The sequence below is a fragment of the Phormidium yuhuli AB48 genome (assembly GCF_023983615.1).
GTDB lineage: Bacteria > Cyanobacteriota > Cyanobacteriia > Cyanobacteriales > Geitlerinemataceae > Sodalinema > Sodalinema yuhuli.
Genome location: NZ_CP098611.1, coordinates 2,940,200 through 2,963,100, shown reverse-complemented (window position 1 = coordinate 2,963,100; position 22,901 = coordinate 2,940,200). Strand labels below are relative to the sequence as shown.

Annotated in this window: 18 protein-coding genes and 1 tRNA gene; 4 read left to right on the top strand and 15 right to left on the bottom strand. The window is 52.0% G+C overall.

The window, feature by feature from the left end:
* Positions 1–139: 139 nt before the first annotated feature.
* The 7 genes from NEA10_RS12665 to NEA10_RS12635 all read right to left on the bottom strand — a co-directional run bounded on the left by NEA10_RS12665 (position 140) and on the right by NEA10_RS12635 (position 7,964).
* Complete coding sequence (locus NEA10_RS12665) at positions 140–2,416, bottom strand: choice-of-anchor K domain-containing protein (protein WP_252660816.1); 2,277 nt, start codon at positions 2,414–2,416, stop codon at positions 140–142.
* 551 nt (positions 2,417–2,967) lie between these two features.
* A complete protein-coding gene (locus NEA10_RS12660) occupies positions 2,968–3,804 on the bottom strand; it encodes a DUF4382 domain-containing protein (RefSeq protein ID WP_252660814.1) in 837 nt (278 codons plus the stop codon).
* A 148-nt stretch (positions 3,805–3,952) separates the two neighbouring features.
* Positions 3,953–4,117, bottom strand: a complete 165-nt coding sequence (locus tag NEA10_RS12655) for a hypothetical protein (protein WP_252660813.1) — start codon at positions 4,115–4,117, stop codon at positions 3,953–3,955.
* A gap of 121 nt (positions 4,118–4,238) precedes the next feature.
* Entirely contained in the window at positions 4,239–4,748 is a 510-nt protein-coding gene (locus NEA10_RS12650) for a gluconokinase (RefSeq protein ID WP_252660811.1), read from the bottom strand.
* A gap of 14 nt (positions 4,749–4,762) precedes the next feature.
* Positions 4,763–5,233, bottom strand: coding sequence for a hypothetical protein (locus tag NEA10_RS12645; RefSeq protein WP_252660809.1), 471 nt, complete (start codon positions 5,231–5,233; stop codon positions 4,763–4,765).
* A 168-nt stretch (positions 5,234–5,401) separates the two neighbouring features.
* The gene (locus NEA10_RS12640; protein WP_252660807.1) at positions 5,402–6,358 is read right to left on the bottom strand and encodes a glycosyltransferase family 2 protein; all 957 of its coding nucleotides are present in this window, start codon (positions 6,356–6,358) and stop codon (positions 5,402–5,404) included.
* 97 nt (positions 6,359–6,455) lie between these two features.
* Positions 6,456–7,964, bottom strand: coding sequence for an ATP-dependent DNA helicase (locus NEA10_RS12635; RefSeq protein ID WP_252660805.1), 1,509 nt, complete (start codon positions 7,962–7,964; stop codon positions 6,456–6,458).
* Between the two features lie 206 nt (positions 7,965–8,170).
* Between NEA10_RS12635 and NEA10_RS12630 the strand changes: the two genes are divergently transcribed.
* Both NEA10_RS12630 and gltX read left to right on the top strand, forming a co-directional pair.
* Positions 8,171–8,244, top strand: a tRNA-Asp gene (locus NEA10_RS12630).
* 171 nt (positions 8,245–8,415) lie between these two features.
* Positions 8,416–9,855 carry a glutamate--tRNA ligase gene (gltX, locus tag NEA10_RS12625; RefSeq protein WP_252660803.1) on the top strand — a complete coding sequence of 480 codons (1,440 nt, stop codon included), beginning with the start codon at positions 8,416–8,418 and terminating at the stop codon, positions 9,853–9,855.
* 162 nt (positions 9,856–10,017) lie between these two features.
* On the opposite strand, the gene NEA10_RS12620 is transcribed toward gltX, so the two are convergent.
* From NEA10_RS12620 to NEA10_RS12605, 4 genes are all read right to left on the bottom strand, one after another.
* A complete protein-coding gene (locus NEA10_RS12620) occupies positions 10,018–11,961 on the bottom strand; it encodes a GTPase family protein (RefSeq protein WP_252660801.1) in 1,944 nt (647 codons plus the stop codon).
* Between the two features lie 32 nt (positions 11,962–11,993).
* Entirely contained in the window at positions 11,994–12,362 is a 369-nt protein-coding gene (locus tag NEA10_RS12615; RefSeq protein ID WP_252660796.1) for a hypothetical protein, read from the bottom strand.
* 31 nt (positions 12,363–12,393) lie between these two features.
* The gene (locus NEA10_RS12610) at positions 12,394–13,776 is read right to left on the bottom strand and encodes a Sll1247 family protein (RefSeq protein WP_252660794.1); all 1,383 of its coding nucleotides are present in this window, start codon (positions 13,774–13,776) and stop codon (positions 12,394–12,396) included.
* A 122-nt stretch (positions 13,777–13,898) separates the two neighbouring features.
* Positions 13,899–14,891, bottom strand: a complete 993-nt coding sequence (locus NEA10_RS12605; protein ID WP_252660791.1) for a ribose-phosphate pyrophosphokinase — start codon at positions 14,889–14,891, stop codon at positions 13,899–13,901.
* Positions 14,892–15,194: 303 nt separating this feature from the next.
* Here NEA10_RS12605 and NEA10_RS12600 point away from each other — a divergent pair, with 303 nt between their 5' ends.
* Both NEA10_RS12600 and NEA10_RS12595 read left to right on the top strand, forming a co-directional pair.
* The gene (locus NEA10_RS12600) at positions 15,195–16,697 is read left to right on the top strand and encodes a TM0106 family RecB-like putative nuclease (RefSeq protein ID WP_252660789.1); all 1,503 of its coding nucleotides are present in this window, start codon (positions 15,195–15,197) and stop codon (positions 16,695–16,697) included.
* Positions 16,698–16,867: 170 nt separating this feature from the next.
* A complete protein-coding gene (locus tag NEA10_RS12595) occupies positions 16,868–18,430 on the top strand; it encodes a sensor histidine kinase (RefSeq protein WP_252660787.1) in 1,563 nt (520 codons plus the stop codon).
* A 10-nt stretch (positions 18,431–18,440) separates the two neighbouring features.
* On the opposite strand, the gene NEA10_RS12590 is transcribed toward NEA10_RS12595, so the two are convergent.
* The 4 genes from NEA10_RS12590 to minD all read right to left on the bottom strand — a co-directional run bounded on the left by NEA10_RS12590 (position 18,441) and on the right by minD (position 22,764).
* Complete coding sequence (locus NEA10_RS12590; RefSeq protein ID WP_252660785.1) at positions 18,441–20,498, bottom strand: prolyl oligopeptidase family serine peptidase; 2,058 nt, start codon at positions 20,496–20,498, stop codon at positions 18,441–18,443.
* 65 nt (positions 20,499–20,563) lie between these two features.
* Positions 20,564–21,418 carry an ABC transporter permease gene (locus NEA10_RS12585; protein WP_445164648.1) on the bottom strand — a complete coding sequence of 285 codons (855 nt, stop codon included), beginning with the start codon at positions 21,416–21,418 and terminating at the stop codon, positions 20,564–20,566.
* Between the two features lie 49 nt (positions 21,419–21,467).
* Positions 21,468–21,932, bottom strand: coding sequence for a cell division topological specificity factor MinE (gene minE / locus NEA10_RS12580; protein WP_252660783.1), 465 nt, complete (start codon positions 21,930–21,932; stop codon positions 21,468–21,470).
* Positions 21,933–21,957: 25 nt separating this feature from the next.
* Entirely contained in the window at positions 21,958–22,764 is an 807-nt protein-coding gene (gene minD / locus NEA10_RS12575; RefSeq protein WP_252660775.1) for a septum site-determining protein MinD, read from the bottom strand.
* Positions 22,765–22,901: the final 137 nt, after the last annotated feature.

Below are 22,901 nucleotides of genomic sequence, written 5' to 3'. Positions count from 1 at the left end.
ATAGGCGACAGCAGAAAACGGCATCTTGCCCTTTATTATGTCGCAAGATGCCGTCGGATGCAGCCTTGAGTTGATTGAGTTGAGAACAAACCCCAGAGCCTAGCCGAACCTGACTCGGCTCTGGGGAGACAGTCAGACGTTAGGCACTGGTACCGAGTATATAGTCAGCATCAGGAACCTCATACATGGCTTCCTCCACCTCTTGAGTATTGCTTGTTCCCATCACGACACCCAAGTAGGCACCGCTTTCGAGACGAATGACCACATCGCTGACGCCGTCACCATTGACATCTTGAACCTCTAATTCGATAGAGGAGATTGTGGAACCGGCAATACCGATGCCATCACCAGGTTTGAAGTCCATGATAAAGTCAGCCGCTTCTGCACCCGTGAGTTCCACAGTGGTTTCAGCCCGAAGGATGAACTGGTTAGTTCCGCCACCCCCGATGAGGGTATCAGACCCCATATCACCGGAGAGAACGTCATCACCGTCACCCCCGATGAGCAAGTCATCCCCTTGACCACCATAGAGAACATTATTGCCGCCGCCACCCATGATGGTGTCGTTTCCGGCGTTTCCGGCAAGAACATCGTCGCCGTCGCCACCCATCACGAAATCATCGTCGTCACCACCGGCAAGGAGATTATTACCATCTTCACCGGAGAGGGTGTCTGCGCCATTAGCACCGGCAATAATGTCGTTGTCAACAGTTCCGACAATGGCGTCATCGCCGTCACTTCCCAGTACGGCTTGATTCCCAATGTTGAGGAGGCTCAGTTCAGTCACTCCGGTAATCTGAGTGATTTGGAAGAAACTGCTGCTTTGGAACTTGATACTTGCAGAAGTGGTAATGCCCCAAACCACGCTCAGACGGGTTTGGCTCTTGAGGATGACTGAACCAGCGACGGCCCCTTCTCCCGTTTCATCCCCGCCGATCAGGACACCACCGGCGTCGAGGATTGCCTCAGCGTCCTCGGTGGGCATGGGATCAAAGGCTTCGGCGGTCACATCATCAAGTTCAACGATGGAACCATAGAGGTTCGCGATTTCAAAGCTTTGTTCCGGGGCGTCGAACCCTGAGGTGATGGTTTCACCGCCATCGGTAGAGAAGCCATCGAGAGCCACAGTATAGGTTGACCCATTGAAGGCGAAGCTTTGAGGGGTTAGGCCGCCAGTGGAGAACCGTAGGCGATCGCCATCCTTAACCGGATCTCCGGTGACATTAGGCGTGTTGAGGATGTTGAAGAGGAAGTCGAAGGAGTCGAGTTCATCAACGCCTTTAATATCCACATCAAGACTGAAGCCAAAGTCACCGTCGAAGTTATTGAAGGTGGACCCATTCTGGTAGAACAGTTGTCCGAGTTTAAACTGGCGGCCAACTTCCGTCCCAAAGTCCACTCCATCAAACTGAACCAGGTTATCAATACTGCCTTCAGCAGGAACACCCCATAGAAAACGGTTATTCGTTCCACCATTTTCGCTGGTGATGTTGACGACTGCACCCGGAGTATCTTCGACCGGCTCGGAGAAACTACCGGAAGAGGTTCCGATCAGCACGTTCTCGTTTTCGCATTCGCAGTCAGGGACAACATCACCGCCGTCATCACCGACCATATCGTCATCACCGTTGCCGTCGCCGACGAGATCGTCATCCATATCATCATCGTCACCGACGTCGCTACCGGAGCCTAGGTCAGAGGGTGCAGAACCTGCAAGTTTACGACTTTGAGTGGTAACCCCGAAGTTTTCACCGGCAAACAGGTCTAAACTCAGGCTTTCGGACTCATGACTAATGAGGAATGTGGCCGATTCACCGCCACCGACAAAAACCCCGGCATCAAAGGCACGAGGAGAAATAGAACTGCCGCCTCCAACGTTATTAACGCCTCCGGCATTAAACCGAGGGTTAGAAACGTTATCTCCGCTAATGGACAGACCCGATAAGAGGCTATTATCACTGATATTGAAGAAAATGCCCCTCAGACCCTTACGAGCACTTGTGCCGCCACCGGTATCCTCACTGACAACACTGACTTCAATCCCCTCGCTGGTTTGAGTCAGGGTGATTTCAGCAGTTGCTGTTCCCGCCGGTCCAGTGAAGTTCGTGATGGTGAAGGTGGCACTACTGTCGCCAGTGAGGTCATCACCATTCATGCCCCCTTCAACACCATCATCAACATCGTCATTGCCGTTGACCTCTCCATTGATCACATCGTCAGCGGCATCATCGGCATCATCATCGCCGTTTTCATCAGCCTCATCGTCAGCGGCATCATCGCCATTCTCGTCGAGGTCATCGCCGTTCTCATCACCATTGATGAGTTCCTCATCGTCCTCATCAACACTGGTTGTTGTGACCTGAGCCTCTGTTTCGTCAACAGTGGTCTCGGCATCATTCATCATCTCTTCATCCATGTCTAGGTTCCTCTAAATCTGGTTTTTGGGTTTTCAGTGACACACCTGCGGCGAGGTGAGCAACTGGCTCACTCGTTAAGACTTAAACTTCTCTGATTGCCTAAGCTTCAAGAATGTTCCCGAAAATTTTGAGATAATTTCTGAAATTTCAGATTTTTGGGAGCTTTGCAGCACGAAACTGTCTTTGTCAGAGTTTGACAAAGTTAAGCTTTGATTTATTAAGATATACCTGGCTTTTCCTAGCTTTCCCAGTTTTCAACAGAATCGAGCCAGTAAAATCACGGAAATCTGCCAAGTTCGGGAAACTTCAGTAGAAATACGGCAGAGGTCAACGTATTTGTACTGAACCTGTCCCGAACAACAGACGGACTCTCCCTTGACTGGGTTTCCCAAATTTTTGACGTTTTGTTCAGTTTTTCCGAAATATCCTGAAAACCTTGGAAGGATATGGGTTGGGCTAAGTTCTCAAGTGACTAAAAACCGGTGGAGCGATCGCCCCACCGGTAGTAGAAGGATTCGGTTTAAATGGCCAATACTCTCAAGTGGCTGATTTAATTGCTCATCAGGCTTTCAAAGCAATGACCCTCGCCAACATGGCCTAGAGCTGGGAGAATTTGGGTTAGTTTCTCTTGGTCTTCTGGGGACAACTGGGCCATCAGGGTTTCTGAGGTGACCTCAACTCTGCCATTTTCCGCCAAAGCGGCGATCGGCTCAAAGCCCAAGGCTTCTTGATTCAATTGGGAGTCAGCGGGACGTTCCCCATTGCCAAAAAGGTGATCAATATGGAAGGTGGCTTCGAGATCGGCTGTTCCCCCCTCATCGAGAATCCCCTTGCGCTCATCCCCAACAAACTCACCACAAGCAAACGCTAGAGGCTGATCAAAGGCAATTGAAAACTCAATCGTTTCTCCATCCCGTTCAGCCGTTCCCTTCAGCAGCATCACAGAGCCTTCAGCGGGGCCATCGGGAGCGGGAGGCATTGTCCAGGATAAGGCATTGTAATGTCCCGACTCAGCCTCGGCTTCCCCTAAAAAGATGGGGCCATCTCCCTGAGCTAAATCAACAGTGGCAGACTCCACCAGCACTAGGGATTTGCTAGCCGAGATTTCGGGGCCATCGGCTTGGTAGGGGGGATCGGTTTGGTGGGCGGTGACATCACTGAGATGTACGTAAAGATGGTCAAATGTGATCTCCCAGCCTTCTTTACTGGTAATCCCTTCCCGGGCATAGTCTTCGCCTTCAGCATGAACAGTCAGGGTTCCATTGTCTTCTGCCGGAGTTAGATCTGTTGTCTCAGGAACCGTCTCGGTGACGACATCAGAACAGCCGACCAATAGGAGACCACTGAGGGCCAAGGCGCTTAGTTTAGATTTAGAGGTGACTCTCATGATTCGGATAATGTTTGCTGCCTGCTAGAGTTAACTTTTATTAAAGGGTGCAGCCAGTTTAGCATGAAAGTCCTTTGCAGCGTGGGTCTGGGCGATCGCAGTAACCCCGAGGCAAACTCACCTCTTGCCTCTTGGCTCTTGCCGGACCCTAAGACAGTAAGGTTGTAATCCTCGGTAACAGCGTTTGCCACAGGCTTAGATCCTCCGAAGACTCGGGGGGAGCGAGAAAGCGGAAGACGAAGAGAAGCAGCAGGGTAAACACCATGGCTCGAATCAGGCGAGAGCCAGAGCTGAGGCGATCTGTATCAAGCATGATGAAACTCCTCTCCACCAGCGGGTGGCTAAAACGGCTGGGTAGCCGTCAATGACTTCACCTCCAGCATGAGGGAAATTTTTTGACTCAGGAGTGTCAAGAATCACAACTTAGTGTGATTTCACAAAAATTTAAGGGTATCGGCAATCAAGTCCTGGGGCGATCGCCCACAATCGAGAGTGATTGCCTCCTGGGGCTCTTCGAGGGCCGCAAACTGACTAGCCAAGAGTTGGGCCGGCATAAAGTGGTCAGAGCGTGTCTCCAGCCGTTGACGCAATAGCTCAAACTCTCCTCGCAGGTACAGCCACAGGAACGGCTCTTGATTCAGCATCAACTGATCTCGATAGGCTTGTTTAAGAGCAGAACAGGCCACAACAATACCCGTCCCAGAGGTCTGACTCTCCCGCCGAGCCTGGGCGATCGCCACCCCGAGTTCCTGCAACCAGGGGACGCGATCATCATCCTCTAGGGGAATCCCCCGAGTCATTTTCGCCACATTGGCCTGGGGATGAAACCGGTCCCCCTCCAAGAATCGCCAGCCTAAGCGTTCTGCCAATCCTTGAGCCACCGTTGTTTTGCCACAACCGGATACTCCCATCACGATCACCACGGGTACAGGAGACTTAGACATCGCCGAAGTCTCCCTTAACCTTCCCGAAGCCGCTTCCGTTGGACATCAAAGCGATAGATAATGTTGCCTTCCTGGGTCACATCAAAAGCACCGTCATAGTCTTTAGCGCAACCATCAAGAAACGCTTTAGCCTCCTGGCCTGATAACTGAGTCGCCATAGAAAACTCTAACGGAGTGATGGCCCCATCTCCGTCAACAATCATGCGAAAGAACGTTTGTTGGAGCTGTTCCGCCTGAGCTTGCTGAGCTTGCAGTTGTTCCTGTTTTGACTGCTGAGCCACATTCCAGAAGAGCCAACTGGCGATCGCGGTTGGAGGTAATCCCACTAAGGTTAAGAGCGTCAGAGCCAATTCTCGCTCCCATAGTCCCACCCCCGTTAAATGAACAGCTGACCAGAGGACGACGGGAACCCCACCTGTCATCAAGATACCGGCAATGGTTTTTTTAACAAGTTTGAAGGAGGATTTAGGGCGATTGGCAATCATAATCGGTTGCTAGAGGAGGAATTGAGGCGCGGCAGTCTAGCAGAAGACTCGGCTATCCCTAGGATAAAGCCAAACTTCACCGACCTATCCGGCCATGGAGGTCGAGCAAACCGAAATGTCCTGGGGTAAAACCGCAACCCGGAGTGGTGGGACAGGGCTAGAGACCCCTCATGGACGACGATACTTTTCATATTCAGCCCGTCGTAACCGTTGCTGGACATCTTCGAGCATCTTGCGGTTAGCCGCCATCACATCGGCGATCGCCCCAAACATCCATAACTGGAAACCAATCACAATCAGAATCGTGGCCAAGATTAAACTAGGAGTCCGAGAGCGGGTGGGATCAGCCATAAACAAAATGAGCCAGCGTAGACAGAGTAACCCCCCCGCCCCCAGAGGAACGCTTCCGAGGAGGACAAAAAACCGTAGGGGCCGATAGGTCATGAAAATACGAACAATCGTCAAAATCGACCGCTTGATGTAGGCTGGGATGCTCTTGACTAAGCGAGAAGGTCGTAGATAGCCATTGGTACGAATAGGAACCGAGGTAATAGCCATCCCCTCCTGTCCAGCTTGGATAATAGTTTCCAAGGTATAGGTGTATTCATTAAAGACATTGAGGCTAATGGCGGCTTCACGACTATAGGCACGGAAGCCACTGGGAGCATCAGGAATCTGAGTATTGCTGGCCAGACGCACCACCCAACTGCCGAGCCGTTGTAAAAACTTCTTGGTTGGCGAAAAATGCTGAATCTCCTCAATGGGACGGGAGCCAATCACCATATCAGCGTCATGGCGTAGGATCGGTCGAATGAGTTTAGGGATATCATCGGCACAGTATTGATTATCCGCATCGGTGTTGACGATGATATCTGCCCCTGCCTTGAGAGAAGCATCAATCCCTGCCATAAAGGCTTTGGCTAAACCCCGATTGTAATCAAAATTCACAACATGATCTACCCCACAGGCTTTCGCAACATCGACCGTCTGATCGATGCTACCGTCATTGACGATCAGCCACTCCACGACATCAATCCCGGGAATTTCCCGAGGTAGGGCTGATAAGGTAACACCCAGAGTCGCTTCTTCGTTGTAACAGGGAATCTGAATAATGAGTTTCGTCATGGCCCAGTCCGCCGTCCATCCTAAAGGTTAATAGCCAATCATAGCCGCGAAATTTAGCCCTGCCTATGGGGGTGACCGGTTGACAAGGACATCGGCTTTAAAATAAGCCCACCTCTGGGGAATTAACGCGAGCGTAGGGACTTAAGGCTGCAAAAATCTGTTTGCCATAACTGCGATAGATGGCCCGCACATCCAGCAACACGACGGTTCCTTGGACTCCTCGGATCGGGGCGATCGCCCGTTGCAGATCGCTGAGGGCCGTTGGCAGGAGATAGAGACGAAACCAATCCTGTCGTTGTTGTTTGTAATGGGCCACCTGGGCACTCACGTGAGGATCTTCGAGGGAAGGGAAGGGAAGGGTGGCGATGGCCAGGAGTTTACTGGGGGGCAAGTCTGCCTGATGCTCCCGCCAAAAAGACCAACCACTGATAAGAATCCCATTCTCGGGTAAGTCATACTGTTGAACCTGCACCCGAGAGCCAAAATCAGCAGCCAGTTGAGCGGCAACAATCGCCCGCAGGGGAACATCTCCGACAATGATGGTAATCAGCCCCGCTGCGGTTTCAGCGGAACTGCCGATGCGAATCAGCTCATGGAGTTCTCGTAGTAAGGCGGGTTTATATTCTGGGGTGTTGGGGAGGGGGAGTCGTTCCGGAGCATAGAGATGGAGATAGGCTTGTTGGCGATCGGGACTGAATTTAACACAGGTCATATCCCCCAACCCCAATCGCTCCCGAAAGGCGGGGGCATCTCGTTCTAAATCGAGCGCACCTCCCACCCAAACCATGGGTTGACGTCGCCAGAGGGGGGCTAAATATTTCCCCAAATCGACCGGAGAATGGTACAGCCACAGTTGTCCTTGGTGGCGATTGAGTTTAGCCCAAATTCCCCCAGGGTGCGATGGCCAAGAGTCCCAGAAGTTGCGCCAAGCCGGAGGCATTCCCGCATCTGGCGTCAATTGTCCTAGAGCCGCCTGTTCCTGTTTATCCAGGGGATGAGACTGATAGGGGTTCTCCGGCCGTTCCCAACTCCGGCGCACCAGGGCCACCTGCACATCGCGAATCTGTTGCCCCTGTTCAGGAGAGGCTGCAATCCAATCCACCCAGTCTTGAGGCGAAATCGCCACCGTCAGACTCTGTTGTGTCCAGCGTTCCCAATCATCGGCCCCATCAATGAGGGTGGGAACTCCATCGGGAAATCCTTGTCCTCCGGCCAGGCGATCGCTCAACCAAGCCTCTGGGGAGGTGAGCAATAGGCCTTGAAAACCAGCATCCAGGCGATCGCCCTCCCGAACCGGCTTATTAGACCCTAACCAATCCTGCAAGTCTGGGATATCTCGCTCTTGTAACTGTCGTCGCACCTGAGTCGAGCCAATCAGCACCACCGCTGTCGGCGACATGAGGATAGGCATGAGGTAACTGAGGGCATAGCGTTGAGACGAGGTGGGAAAGACTCCTGTCTGAATCAAGGCATCACGACCCAACCGCAAGGCACGGGCCACCAGCCGGGCCATGGTTAAATGATGAGGCCAGCGATCGCCCCCAGAGACCCGTAAAAAATCTCGTAATGCACCGTGAACTTCCGCTTCAATCACAGGTTGACCCATTCCCGTTGACATCGACCTCTAGACAGTCCAGACTATTCTAATCGTCGCGCCCCCTCCCAAGACGGCTACGTGATAGTTCTCAGGGCCAAGGTTAAAGAGCCAGTCCCCTTAAAATCAAGTCTTGCAAGGCCTCTTGAAAAAAAGTTGCCAAAAGGGGTTGACAAACCCCAAAAATTAAGGCAGGATAGATATCACGCTCGAAACAAGGGACTGTAGTTCAATTGGTTAGAGCACCGCCCTGTCACGGCGGAAGTTGCGGGTTCGAGTCCCGTCAGTCCCGTTAAAAGCAGAAGGGGTAAGGCGCAAACCTTGCCCCTTCTGTTTTTTTTAATGATAGGCTGCCCCACGGCTGGCTTGCCTATTGCCATCCCCTCCTGGGAGGGGCAGGGGTGGGTTCTCCCCTATTCCCTGTTCCCTGTTCCCTATTCCCTGTTCCCTGTTCCCTATTCCTATGTCTATCCGAGTTCGCTTAGCGCCAAGTCCCACCGGAAACCTTCATATTGGCACCGCTCGCACAGCCGTGTTTAACTGGCTATTTGCAAAACATCATGGCGGCCAGTTTATTCTCCGCATCGAAGACACAGATACAGAGCGGTCCAAACCTGAGTTTACCGAGAACATTGTCAGCGGGTTACACTGGTTAGGACTGGATTGGGATGAAGGGCCGTTCTACCAATCCCAACGATTGGATTTATATCGCCAAGCGGTGCAAACCCTCCTGGATAAAGGCTTAGCCTATCGCTGCTACTGCACCCCAGAAGAACTCGAGGCCATGCGAGAGGAGCAGAAAGCCAAGAAACAAGCCCCTCGCTACGACAATCGCCATCGCCATCTGACCCCCGAACAGCAACAGGCCTACGAAGCCGAAGGACGAACCGCCGTTATTCGCTTTAAGATCGATGACGATCGCCCCATCGTCTGGGATGACTTAGTGCGAGGAACCCTAACCTGGGCCGGACGAGATCTCGGTGGGGATATGGCGATCGCCCGGGCCGCCAAACCCGGCGAGATTGGTCAACCCCTCTATAACCTAGCGGTGGTGGTGGATGATGTGGATATGAAGATTAGCCATGTCATCCGAGGCGAAGATCATATCGCCAATACCGCGAAGCAGATTCTACTCTATGAAGCCTTGGAACAGCCGGTTCCCAAGTTTGCCCATACCCCCTTGATTCTCAACCCCAACGGTCAAAAACTCTCAAAACGAGATGGGGCCACGTCAGTCAATGATTTTCAGCAGTTAGGCTATACTGCTGAAGCCTTGGCCAATTACATGGCCCTGTTAGGATGGTCGCCGCCGGATGCTGAAGAACGCTTCACGTTAGACGAAGCCGCAAAGCAGTTTGATTTTGCGCGAGTCAACAAAGCTGGCGCCCGCTTTGACTGGGATAAACTGAATTGGCTCAACAGTCAGGTATTACATGAATTATCCCCAGAAACCCTATTAGAGCAACTGATCCCCTATTGGCAGGAGGCGGGGTATGAGTTTGACGTGGAGAGCGATCGCCCCTGGCTATTACAAGTCGCGGCTGTTGTGGGAGCCAGTTTAACGGTTCTCCCAGATGCCGTCGAGATGAGTCGTCCCCTATTTACGCAATCAGTTGACTATGACGAGAAGGCCCAACAGCAGCTGGCTATGGAACAAGTCCCAGAAACCCTCGCCGCCGTTCGCGACAAGTTAGGGGAGTCTGCGGAGTTGACAGAAGCCACAGCCAAAGACATCATCAAACAGGTGACGAAGGAGCTAAAAGTCAAGAAGGGCCTGGTGATGAAGTCTCTACGAGCCGCCTTAACAGGAGCCGTACAAGGACCCGATTTAATCCAATCCTGGCTGATTCTCAATGCCCGAGGCTTGGATCGACAACGGCTCGATCAGGCCATTAATCATTAACAGCCAAAAAAATACCAGATGTTGTAAGGGCGAAAAATTTTTCGCCCCTACACCTTTTCTCTTTCTTTTCTCCGTGTCCTCTGTGACTCCGTGGTTCTCTCTTGCCTTCCCCTCCTGGGAGGGGCAGGGGTGGGTTATGCCTCTTGCCTCTTGCCTTTCCCCCTATTCCCTATTCCCATACTCCTCAAAATACTCCTTAAACCGTTTTTGCAGTTGTTCCGTCGAGAGTTTTTCCACCCAGTATTCCGTCACCGCATGGCCAAACGCCCAAGCATTGCGTTCTGGGGGTGAGGGATTGTCTAATAAGATAGACCAGAGGGAGAGGAGATCGAATTTGCGGATGTCATCATCCTTGGTCAAGAGGGAAAATAAATCATAGGCAATCTGAAGTTTGCCGATAACAATAGGCAGTTGCTCGACGGGGATTTGTTCAGCCAGGAGATAGGCTAAGGTAGGTTGTCCCGTGGTCAGGGTGGAAATGAATTGTAGGATGGGACTTTTGAGAAAGTTGGTGAGTCCCTGAGTTGTTGCCATTTGGCGGCTGTAGCGTTCGATGATTTGAGCCGCACCGCGAATGCGAGTTTTACGATCGCGCAAAAATCGGGTCAGTCGCAGTTGCTTGGCCGGATCTAACGAGGCGACGACAGAGTTAGACAGTTGATGTAGATTCCAAGCCTCCCGCTGGGCCCGCTCATCCCGCGTTACCAGGGGGAGAACCGCTCGACAGAGGTGGCCGAGTTCCTGCTGACGGTATTCTGTGGCGTGGCGGATGGATTGTTCCTTGGGGCGATCGCCCCCTTCCCAGTCATAGGGGGGACTCCACTCTCGCAAGGGACGCAGGCGATCGACTTGGGTGACAATGGCCATAGCCGGTAAATCACTTACTTCCTTCTGTAACTCCCGTAAAAAATCCTCATCCATCTGTAACGCCGGATCGAGAGCTGGGGTCACCAGTAAGACCAAATCCGCTTCCTGAGCGCGTTCCAACACCAAAGCCCGATAATCCTGACGATTAGCCTGTTCATAGCCTGGGGTATCCCACAGCACCAAGGAATCACCGCTAGGAGCCTCCCAAACATAACGACAGAGCTTATCCGTACTGGGTAAGACATCCACCGCCGCGCGATCGCTGTCAAAAAGGGTATTAATCACACTACTCTTCCCGGCCCCAGTGCGCCCCACCAATAACAAATTGACGGGTTTTTTCTCGATGGTTTCAGCGGACTCGGCGCGATCGAGAATGTTGGCGAGGGTTTCCGTCTCCGTCTGGCCAAAGCGTTTCGCCCCAGACTCCTCCTCTTGCGTCAGATTAGGTAACGACTCCTGAGACATCTCTCCTGAATATAGATAAATCGCTTGTTGGGCTAAATTCCGTAACGCGGCTTCCCGTAGCAGTTGTCCCAAATTCCCTAACAGTTCCTGAGTGGCCTGGCTACTGGATTTTTGCGTCACCTGGCGGGCCGCTGCCACCGCTGGATTAAACAGCCATTGGGCCCATCCCCAAACTTGACGCAATTTACGAGCTGAGGGTTCAAGTTTCTGATACACCTCATAGGCTTGATAAGCTTGGCCCACCGTCACCTGTCCTAGAACCGGTGATAGCTGTTCCATCCAGCGATCGAGGTCGTCAACGGTTCCGCGAATTAAGCCATAGGCTTGGGGAACATAGATACTCAGTAAAGGATATTTAACATCGGGGTTATAGGCCCGGGCCACCGCCACCACCACCGCCTGTCCCCGTTGCCAGAAACAGGCCCAATCCTCCCAGAAGGGAGGGTCTTGTTGCGTCTCTTGTAAAATCTCCTGGAGGGCATCTCGCACCGCCTGGGCCGCTTCGGGGTTATTCCCATGCTGTTCTGCCCGATTGCGGCTGGCTTCGAGTTGCTGATTGGCATCGGCCACCGCTGCTTCAAGTTGGGCAAGTTGGGGTTTTGTCCAGCGAGCCAACAGCCAACGCCAGCCGAGGAGAGCCACGATAAAAATCGCCCAAATCCAACTGAGTCCCCAATGCTGAATTTGCCAACCGGCGGCAACCAGAAGAAAGCCAACGATACTGACTAAGGGGAGGGCTAGGATCGCCCATTGCCAGGATTTGAATCGTACCATCACTGGGTCTCCAATTTTAGGTTTAATAGGCGTTAGACCAGTTGATAGGGAACCTCCCAAGACTCGGGTTTTTGGGGATTTCCTCCAAGGAATGAGGCGGGCCAGACTTCTCCATCGGGATCAACTTGCAGCCCCTGATAGCCATGATCCCAAAGGTTAATAATCACCAGTTGTAGGGTTTCCTCGATCGCCACGATGGGGATCTGCTGCAAATGCGCCTCAGTCACCTCTAGGGTTTTGAGGTTCCGCAGTCCCGGATAATCAGACTCGTGCAGAGGGGCAAAACTCCAATGTTCCCCATCATCATCCTGGCCCCACCAGAGGGTTGTCCCGGGGGGAACCTGCTGCTGGAGATAGAGCCGGGCGCGATCGCCAATTAATGTCGTGAGGGTAGCAGTCATAAATTCAGGATGCTAGAGTGAGCGGCAGGGATTAGCTGAGAAGTTGAGTAAACTCATCAGAATCATCAATCTCCTCCGAGATATCAACGGACAATTCTTGATACTTCAAGCGAGCAAAGACTCGATAGCGATCAGATGCTTTCTCCACCGCTTCTGAAGCATCACCCACCTCCACAAGACTGTATTCTACGTTTTCAGCGTGAATGGCAAAGGCAATCTTGAATAATTCAAAAAAGTGAATCACCCATTGACACTCTTCTTCTGGTAGATGCTCGTAATAGCGAATCAGTTGAGCAATGCGAGTTTCTAAGTGAATGCGAGAATGGCGACTAATCAAGACCAACTTCAGCAGAATCGCCACCAACGCTAAAGGATTTCCACAGGAGAGCATCCAGATAAAAATTGAGGACGGTTCAGTTCCATTTTCACTAATGAGAGCATCAATGGCTCGGTTGCAAGTTCGCAATCGTAGGGATTCATCAACGGGGTCATTATGCTTTTCAACACAAAGCAGATCTAGCCGTTCCGAAAGCCGTTGACGCAAGATTTGAGCAAGGTCTTTATCAGACCAAGAAAACAGAAGATATTTTTGCAGACTACGCTTAAAATCACGATACCGCTGGTTTTCAGTCTGTCTTAAAAAGACATTGGCTAGGTTTTCATAGCTGAGACTGCCCCGACGAGCTAAAATGGTTTTGATAATCCGCAAGACCTCATCGCCAAAAATGGTTGGATTCGGGTGTTGCTGGTTGTCATAGCGCACCATCTGGGCTCGGGTAATGTAGATGGCTAAGTCAAACTTAAAGCGATCTTTAAGCCGTTGTGATATGGCCCGGGCCACTTCCCGCTGTTCCGTGGGGTTATCGGGATTGGAATATTGAGGAACCAATAAATAAGCCGTGTAGCGATCGCTCCATTTGGCGGCCTCAACCTCCTCAAACTCCCCTTCCTCGTATTTGGCGGTGAAGACTTGTAAATCCTGATAGTCTGTCCCCTCGGTAAAAATTTGTAGCCAAGCTCGCACACGCTGCAAATGGGGAGATAGGCTCTTCTCACGAATAGAGGGCTCTTGAAAGAGCTGAACCAGTTTGGGGATAAACTTATGCTGGCGATTAGCCTCCCAGTTGTTGAACAGGATATAGCATGAGCGCTTCACGGTATGGCAAAAGCCGCTTTCTTCATTGGCTTCAACCAGTTGCTTGAGAGATTCAAAGGCCTCTAGGTTCTTAACGTTATTGCAATCAATGAATAAGCCCCGAAACTCCTGTAAGACATCTTCCGGCGACCAAGCACGAACAATTTCTAGCAGGTAATTATACACAATCTCCTGAGTTTGCTCTTGCAGATGCTCATCCGGTCGATTGGTGGCGATAAAGGGTGTCGGTCGCTGGGTTGGCCGGTGCTTATCAAACATAGGTTCGTTCCCCGATTAACTCAACATAGCCAGATTACCGTTGCGATCACCCCCCATTATCCCGCAAATCTTACAAAAGCGGGGTCGCACTGGCGACCCCGGATTGTCAGTTTGAGGATAGTCTAACGGAACATACTACTGACGGAACTGTCCTCGTGAATGCGCCAAATTGTTTCACCGAGCACATTGGCAACAGAAAGGACTTTGAGTTGCTCAAACATCCGTTCTGGAGGAATGGGAATGGTGTTGGTGACAATGACTTCCTCAAACACGCCACTGGAAAGTCGCTCCACTGCTGGGGGGGAGAAGACAGCGTGGGTGGCACAGGCGTAAACCTGTCGGGCTCCTTCTTTGCGTAGGAGCCGCGCTCCTTCACTGATAGTCCCACCGGTGTCAATCATGTCATCGACTAGCACGGCGGTTTTGCCTCGCACGTCACCGATGACATTTAAAACCTCGGCGACATTATGAGCTTGGCGACGCTTATCGATAATCGCCAGAGGGGCATCATTGAGCTTCTTAGCAAAGGCTCTGGCCCGAGCCACTCCACCGACATCGGGGGAGACAACCACGATATCATTGAGCTGCTTATTGGTTAGATAGTTAATCAAAACCGGAGACCCATAGACATGATCCACAGGGATATCGAAATAGCCTTGAATCTGCGCGGAATGCAAATCCATGGCTAATACCCGGTTGGCTCCAGCTTCGACCATTAAGTTAGCAACGAGTTTGGCGGTGATAGATTCCCGTCCAGCGGTTTTGCGGTCAGCACGAGCGTAGCCATAGTAAGGCAGGACGGCGGTTACTTGACGCGCGGAGGCCCGACGGCAGGCATCAATCACGATCAGTAACTCCATGAGATGATCGTTGACGGGATGACAGACAGGCTGAATCAGGTAGACGTCACAGCCCCGAATGGACTCTTGAATCTGCACATAGAGCTCACCATCAGCGAAGCGCTTGCGAACCATCGGACCGAGATCGATTCCGAGGTAACGGGCGACTTCTTGAGATAGCGGTAGGTTGGCAGACCCAGAAAATAGCCTTAATCGATTGTTATCGACAACAGAGAGTAAAGAAGGCTGAAGCGATAGAGTTGCAGAACGGCTCACAGCGAACCCTCGACGGCACGTTAGTTTAAGGCAATGTTATCATTCCAACTGCCGATTTGCTCAGAAATTTATCGATTTTGAAAAACATTCATGACTAAAATCTGTATGGTATAGGGCTGAAAAAGGCTCACGGTAACGGTTTGAGTTAATTTGGATAAGAAGCTTAAGTTCTGCTGTTTTTGTCGACTGTCGGCGATCGCCCCCAATCTAACGGCCGCCGCGCAAAGACAGTACAATGAACAGGTAATGCCCCTGTATGTGCCTTTGAGATGATTTACCGAGGAGCCAGCCTCTCCGCGTCCTATGCTCGTTAGTGATGATTTACTGCTGTATTACCAACGGTGCGATCGACGAGCATTTTTAGATGTGTTCGGTGACTCCCGGCAACGAGATCCTCTGGATCAGTTTTTGCTGAAGTTGCGTCAGGACAGTCGTAGTCATCGTCGGGAGGTTTTGAGTCAGTATCATTACCAACGTCCCGATTGGTCAGGGGAAGATTGGTACGAGGGAACCCAGGCGACATTGGAGTTGATGGAGCAGGGGGTGGAGTCAATTTATCGCGGGGTGCTTGCGGCGTCCTGGCTTCCGGGGGTGGAGTTAGTCTCGAAACCGGATCTGTTCGTCCGCCATCCAGGATCTTCTCGATTTGGGGATTGGTTTTATGTTCCCTATGATATCCGTTTTGGAAAGCGCCCCAAGCTAGACTATCAAATTGTTGGGGCGTTTCATGGTTTAGTTCTCTCACAACTGCAAGAGGTCTGGCCACCTACCGCTTGGCTGGTATTACGGGGCCGCAACCCCCACGGGGTCGACTTCCTGAAACGAGTCCCCCAGATGCAGCAGCTTCTCTCCGACTGCATTGTCAGTTTACGTCAGCCTCAAACGCCAGAATTGTTTTTATCCCGCCAAAAATGCAATCTCTGCCATTGGTATAGTTTTTGCCATCACGCGGCCCAGTCCCAGCGTCATTTGTCATTGATTCCCGGAATCACCCCTAATCGCTATAGTCAGTTGCAGGGAATGGGAATTGACAGCTTGGCAGCTTTAGTTGAGACGCCGCGATCGCAGCTTAAGATGGTCTTTGGTGCAGAAGCCGGAAATCAACTCGCTCAACAGGCGATCGCCTCCTATCGACAACAAGCTCTCTTACGAGATGGGGCCATAACCCATCTGTTCCAGTCTCCCCACAATCGCTGGTTAGCTAATCCCCAGGGGGCGATCGAAATTCATTTTGATATTGAAGCAGAACCCGATTTAGATCTCGACTTTCTCCTTGGATCCCTAGTGATTGACCATCGCCACAATCGTCAAACCTACTACGGGTTTATGGCCAAATCCCCCCAAGAAGAAGCATTGGTTTGGCAACAATTTTTAGAACTCATGGAGTCATACCCTCAAGCCTTTATTTTTCATTTTTGCGATTATGAAGTGAAGACCATTCAACGGTTGGCTAAACTTTATAACACTCCAAAACATCGCTATCAAGCTCTTATCAATCGTTGCGTGGACATTCACTGGTGGGTCACTCACTTAACTCTATTGCCGGTAGAAAGTTACGCCTTAAAACCCATTGCTCGCTGGCTTGGTTTTAATTGGCGGAATCCACAAGCCAATGGTGCTCAATGTATTTGTTGGTATAACGAATGGCTTTCTGAGCAAAAACAAGACTGTTTAGAGGCAATTTTAGAATACAACGAAGATGATTGTCGGGCGACCTATACCTTAAAAACCTGGTTAACCCAGTTTCTTAAACCGTACTACTTGGAGGCGATCAATCCCGAGAGGAACAGAATTATCAATTACTAACTCATGGTGGCGAAGTTTAGGATAAATTTCTAGATGGCTTCAGGGAGATTCCTAAGTTGATGGAGTTTTTGTGATTCCGATCATAGGCATCGCTGTCTGTTGACAATAGCATGGAAGGGGGATGCCATTCACCGGATTGCTCCCATCCGTTACACCAGACTCTTAGAGACATGGTTAATCATCCCAGCTTCTGTTCTGACTTCACCGCCTCGGTCCCCGATGTCGAGTATTTCTCCACAATGTCCGATTCCATCGACTCCCAACCCTCCTCAACCTCCGTCCCCGACTCCTTAGTTCAGAATATCTCCTGGAATGTTCTCTCTGAGTTGATGACCCGCACCGCCGCCGTGACAGGTCGCGACTATTATCCAGTCCTCGCGGAACAGTTAGCCAGTAACCTGGATGTTCACTATGCCATGATTGGAGAAATCTGCCAGTGGGAGGACGGTCAGCCGACACGAATGCGAGCGCTCTGTTTTTGGGATGGGCAAGGGGTAGCTGAGAACTTCGAATATGCGCTCGTGGGGACTCCCTGCGGACAACTCTTAGAACAGGCCGGTGAGTCGTCGGGAAACTTATGCTTCTGTTGGTTCCCCGAGGAGCTTCAACGCCAATTTCCTGAAGATATCGACCTGGTGAAACTCCAGGCTGAATCCTATCTTGGGGTGGCCTTACTCGACCCAGACACCCGCCAACCCATTGGCCACATCTGTATTTTAGACGATCGCCCCCTCTCCATCGAAAAACGTCATCGTGCCGAAATTCTCCTGAGTTTGTTCGCCACACGCACCGTTGCTGAACTAAAGCGAGAACAAGCTGAGCGACGAGAACAGGACAAAATCCTGGAATTGGAACGGGCCTTAAGGGAACTGCAACAGACTCACTCTAAACTGGTGCAAGTCGAGAAGATTTCCAGTTTAGGACAGTTAGTTGCGGGAGTGGCCCATGAGATCAACAATCCCCTCGGTTGTCTTACGGGAAACCTGGCTCACCTGGGCGACTATACCGCAGATTTACTAGAACATCTGAGCTTATATCAGCAGCAGTACCCTGACCCCTCCCCAGACATTAGTGAACATGCTGAGAACATCGACCTGGACTATCTCAAGGAAGATATCCCGAAGATGGGTAATTCCATGAAAGTCAGCGTCGATCGCATTCAAGAGATTGTCTCCTCCCTCCGTCAATTTTCCCGCCTCGATGCCGAGGAAAGCCTGTGTGACGTTCATGACGGTCTCGAAAGCACTCTTGTCGTCTTACGACATCGCCTCAAAGCCAATCCCGACCGTCCCGAAATTCAGGTCATCAAAGAGTATGACGAACTGCCCGAAATTCTGGCTCGTCCTGGACAGTTAAGCCAGGTGTTTATGAATCTCCTGAGTAATGCCATTGATGCCGTTGAAGAAGATAATCAGGACCGGAGTTATGGGGAGATTGAGACGAAGCCTAATGTGATTGGGATTCGCACTCATTATTTTCAGGACGACGAGGGCGATCGCATCGCCATCTGTATCACTGACAATGGAACCGGGATTCCAGTCGAGGTTCAACCCCGACTGTTTGAAACCTTTTTCACCACCAAAGATGGGGAACGAGGAACGGGATTAGGTCTATCCCTAAGTCGGCAAATCATCACCGAGAATCATAGAGGAAGTCTCAGTTTTGACTCCACCCCCGGCCAAGGCACCGAATTTATCATTGAATTACCCGTATCACCGGGTGATAAGGGATGATTTTTGAGTTTCAATGATCCATCAACACCTGCTGAAGAAACACCCACTTATCTGCCACCTCCTCAATACGTTTACTCGTGGGTTTGCCGGCCCCATGGCCCGCCTTAGTTTCAATACGGATTAACAGCGGCTTCTCCCCCGCATCCGCCGCTTGTAGGGCCGCCGCAAACTTGAAACTATGGCCCGGAACCACCCGGTCATCATGATCTCCCGTAATAATCAGCGTCGCTGGGTAAGCCGTCCCCGGCTGGACGCGATGTAAGGGAGAATAGGCATAGAGGGCCTTAAACTCCTCCGCATCATCAGGAGACCCATAATCCGAACACCAGGCCCAGCCGATGGTGAACTTGTGGAAACGCAACATATCCAAGACTCCCACCTCAGGAATCGCCGCTGCGAACAAGTCGGGCCGTTGCGTCATGCAGGCCCCCACCAATAAACCGCCGTTACTTCCGCCACCAATGGCCAGTTTCTCGGAACAGGTATAGCCTTGGTCAATCAGCCATTCCGCAGCGGCGATGAAGTCGTCAAAGACATTCTGTTTATTCCCTTTAATTCCCGCCTGATGCCAAGCTTCGCCATATTCCCCACCACCCCGTAGGTTGGGGATGGCTAGAACACCGCCGAGTTCCATCCAGACGAGCTGACTCACGGAAAAACTCGGGGTTAGGGAGATGTTAAAACCACCGTAACCATAGAGATAGGTGGGATTGTTCCCATCACAGACTAATCCCCGTTTGTGGGTAATAAACATGGGAATCCGCGTCCCATCTTTACTGTGATAGAAGACTTGATGGGTTTCGTACTCCTCGGGATTAAAGTCCACCGTTGGCTGGCGGAAGAGGTGACTCTCGCCACGGGTGAGGTCGTAGCGATAGATGCAGGTGGGGGTGGTGAAGCCGGTGAAGGCGTAGAAGGTTTCTCGGTCGCTGGCTTTGCCGCCAAAACCGCCGACAGAGCCAATTCCGGGGAGTTCAACGTCGTCCAGGAACTCGCCGCTGAGGTTAAAGCGTTTTACCTGAGAGCGAGCGTCTTTGAGGTATTCCACCACAAATTGATGATTGAGGAGACTCACCCCTTGTAGGACATCGTCGGCTTCGGGGATGATGATGTGCCGATCGCCCCTGGGGAGGTCTAAGGCGATGAGACAATAGCGAGGGGCGTTAAAATCCGTGGTTAACCAGAGGCGATCGCCCTCATTGCCCACCACATCATAGCGGGCTTCCCAGGTGTTAATCAATTCCACCACCGGCGCGTCCAGTTGCGGTGAGGTGGGGGTGTGTAAGTCCTGATAGAAGACCAGGTTTTTGGGTTCGGTTCCCCGCCAGACGGAGATAATTAGATAGCGGCCATCGTCGGTGACATCGCCACTGAAGCCCCATTCTTTCTCGTCGGGCCGTTCGTAGATGAGAACGTCCTCGCTTTGGGGGGTTCCGCGACGGTGGTAATAGAGTTTTTGGAAGTAGTTAATGTCTTCGTATTGACTCTCCTCTTGGGGGCGATCGTAGGCACTATAGTAGAAGCCTTGATTATCGTGAGTCCAGGCGGCCCCGGAGAACTTACTCCACTTCACCTCATCGTCGAGGTCTTGGCTGTTGTCGATGTTGCGAATATGCCAGGTTTTCCAGTCGGAACCGGATTCGGAGAGGGCGTAGGCCAGCCACTGGCCATCGGGGGAAATGGCGTAACCGGTTAGGGCCACGGTTCCGTCGTCGGAGAGTTGGTTGGGGTCGAGAAGAACTCGGGAATCGCCGTCGAGATCATCGAGGACGTAGAGGACGTTTTGATTTTGGAGACCGTCGTTTTTGAAGTAGAAGTAGCGATCGCCCTCTTTGAAGGGAATCCCATATTTTTCGTAGTTCCAGAGTTGGGTCAGTCGCTCCTTGAGGCGATCGCGATTGGGATGTTGTTTCAAAAAGCCAAAGGTCAGCTCATTTTGCGCCTCAATCCAAGCCCGAGTTTCCTGAGAATCCGAGTCTTCTAACCAGCGATAGGGGTCAAGAATATCGATGCCATGATAGGTATCAACCTGGTCACTTTGTCGGGCTTGGGGATAGGTGAATGCCATAATTCTTCAAAAATAAACGGTCTGTTTTGGTCGCTTGCTAGAACCGCCCTCTCCGGGTTTACACCCTAGTCTTGTTGATGGGAAAACTGATAGGCGCCAATCCAAGACAGGGCGATCGCCACAACGAATAACACGGGTAGGCTAATCCAGGTAAACTCCGCCAAGGAGCCATAGGCCGCCGAGCGTAAGCCGACACTGGTATAGGTGAGCGGGAGGCAAAAGACAATGGCTTTGAGGGCTGTTGGCAGAGTGGCGGGGTCAAAAAAGGTTGCCCCGAGAAAGGACATGGGGACAATCAAAAAGTTATTGAGTAAGCCCACACTTTCTAGGGATTTCACATTCAATCCTACAATAACCCCCAGTCCGGCAAAGACGGCACAATTGAGGATTAACACCAATAAAAAGAGGGGATTAAAAAAGCTCCAAAGGGCAGAAATGCCTTGTTCTGTGAAGCCGAGAAAGAGAACCGCCACAACCATGACCGACCCGGAGGTCATTAACCCCCGAACGACCCCAGCCATCATTTTTCCCAAATGTAACGAGAGGGGATGGATGGGGAGGAGTAGCACTTCTTCAAACGTTTTGCTGTAGAGTCGTTCGCCACAGATAGAGAAGGTGGTTCCGGCGAAACTAATGGCCATGGAGGAGAGGGCTACCATCCCCGGTAGGATGAATTGCAGATAACTACTGTAGTCCTCACTGATAGCGGTTCCGGGGCGGACGGAACTGCCGAGGCCGAAGCCGAAGGCGATAATGTAAATCAGGGGGGAGATGAGGCCCGAGGCGGCGACTTGGGCGATGCGAACTCGTAAGTCCAGCCAGTCTCCCCAGAAGATGGTGAGGCTATCTTGCCAGATGGTGCTGTAGTCGACAGCGTTGGGATTCGGTCGAGAGGGGGTGAGGGAATTTTGCACAGTCACGGCTACAGGGGCGATCGCGAACAGGATATCAGAGGCATTTTACCCCGATTTATGATGGCTTGGGGTCGGGGTCATCATTCTCCTCGTCGGGATTGGGGGTCTCTGTTGCGGGGGAATCGTCGCTGCTGGGGGCTTCTGGGCCCCCTGGGGTCTGCGATTCTGCCTCCTCGTCTTCGACAAACTCAAACCGAATCACCTTCTCATCCCCTAACTCCTCTGTCAGTTCCTCCACCTCCTTCCCAGTGGGGGTTTTACGAACCCGACGGATGGGGAGATTGGCGGTAATGGAGGTCATGCGTTGATCACTTTCCAGGGCAAAATTGAGGCCCTCCGTGTCGATTTCCACATAGCGGGAGACCACATCCAGGATTTCCTGCTGCATCGCCTCAATGGTGGCTGGATTGAGGTCTACGCGATCGTGAGCAATCACCAGTTGCAGGCGGCGTTTGACTTCCTTGCGGCTGGTGTCTTTGTGCGATCGCGGCAAAAGGCGGGCGAGCAGATTGGAAAGCATTGTGATCAGTCGAGTCAAGGTCGAGTCAGATAATTCGGGTATTCAACAGCGTACGCAAGCGAGAAAAAATGCCCTTGGGGGGAAGCGAGAGATCCAAAAACTCCACCGTCTCTCCCTCCAGCCGGCGGGCGATATTACTATAGGCCTGTCCCGCCCGGGAGGGTTCCTCGGAGAGGACTAAGGGTTCCCCTCGGTTCGTGGAGACAATCACCCGTTCATCGTCAGGAATCACCCCCATCAGGGGAACCGCCAACAGTTCCTGCACATCTTCGACGGACATCATGTCGTTAGCTTCCACCATTTCCGGGCGGATGCGGTTAATAATCAGGCCCACCTTGCGCACCCCATTGGCTTCCAGGAGGCCCACCACGCGATCGGCATCCCGTACCGCTGCAATCTCCGGGGTGGTGACGATGAGGGCTTCCCGGGCGGCGGCGATGGCATTTTGGAACCCCTGTTCAATCCCGGCGGGGCAATCGACAAGGACATAATCAAACTTTTTGGCCAAGGCCATCACCAACTGCCGCATCTGGGCGGGGGTGACAGCATCTTTCATGCGATTTTGGGCAGCGGGGAGGAGGGCGAGGCTATTTTGGCGTTTATCCCGGACAATGGCTTGATCGAGGCGGCATTCACCGGCGATCGCTTCTACGGCGGTATACACGACCCGATTTTCCAGCCCCAGTAGTAAATCCAGGTTACGCAAGCCAAAGTCAGCATCGACGAGGATGACTTTACGCTTGCGTTGTGCCAATGCCATACCGAGGTTGGCGGTGGTGGTGGTTTTGCCCACTCCCCCTTTACCCGAGGTGACAACAATAATGCGACTCATAATGAGAAACGGCTTGGGAACGATCCAAACAGGGCTAGACTACAACGAAATGCACACTTGAGGCATGGGCCCAAGGGGTAGATCGCGTCTGCGGGCAGTTGTCCCAATGTATCATCTGTGGGGGTAGGCGGCGGGAG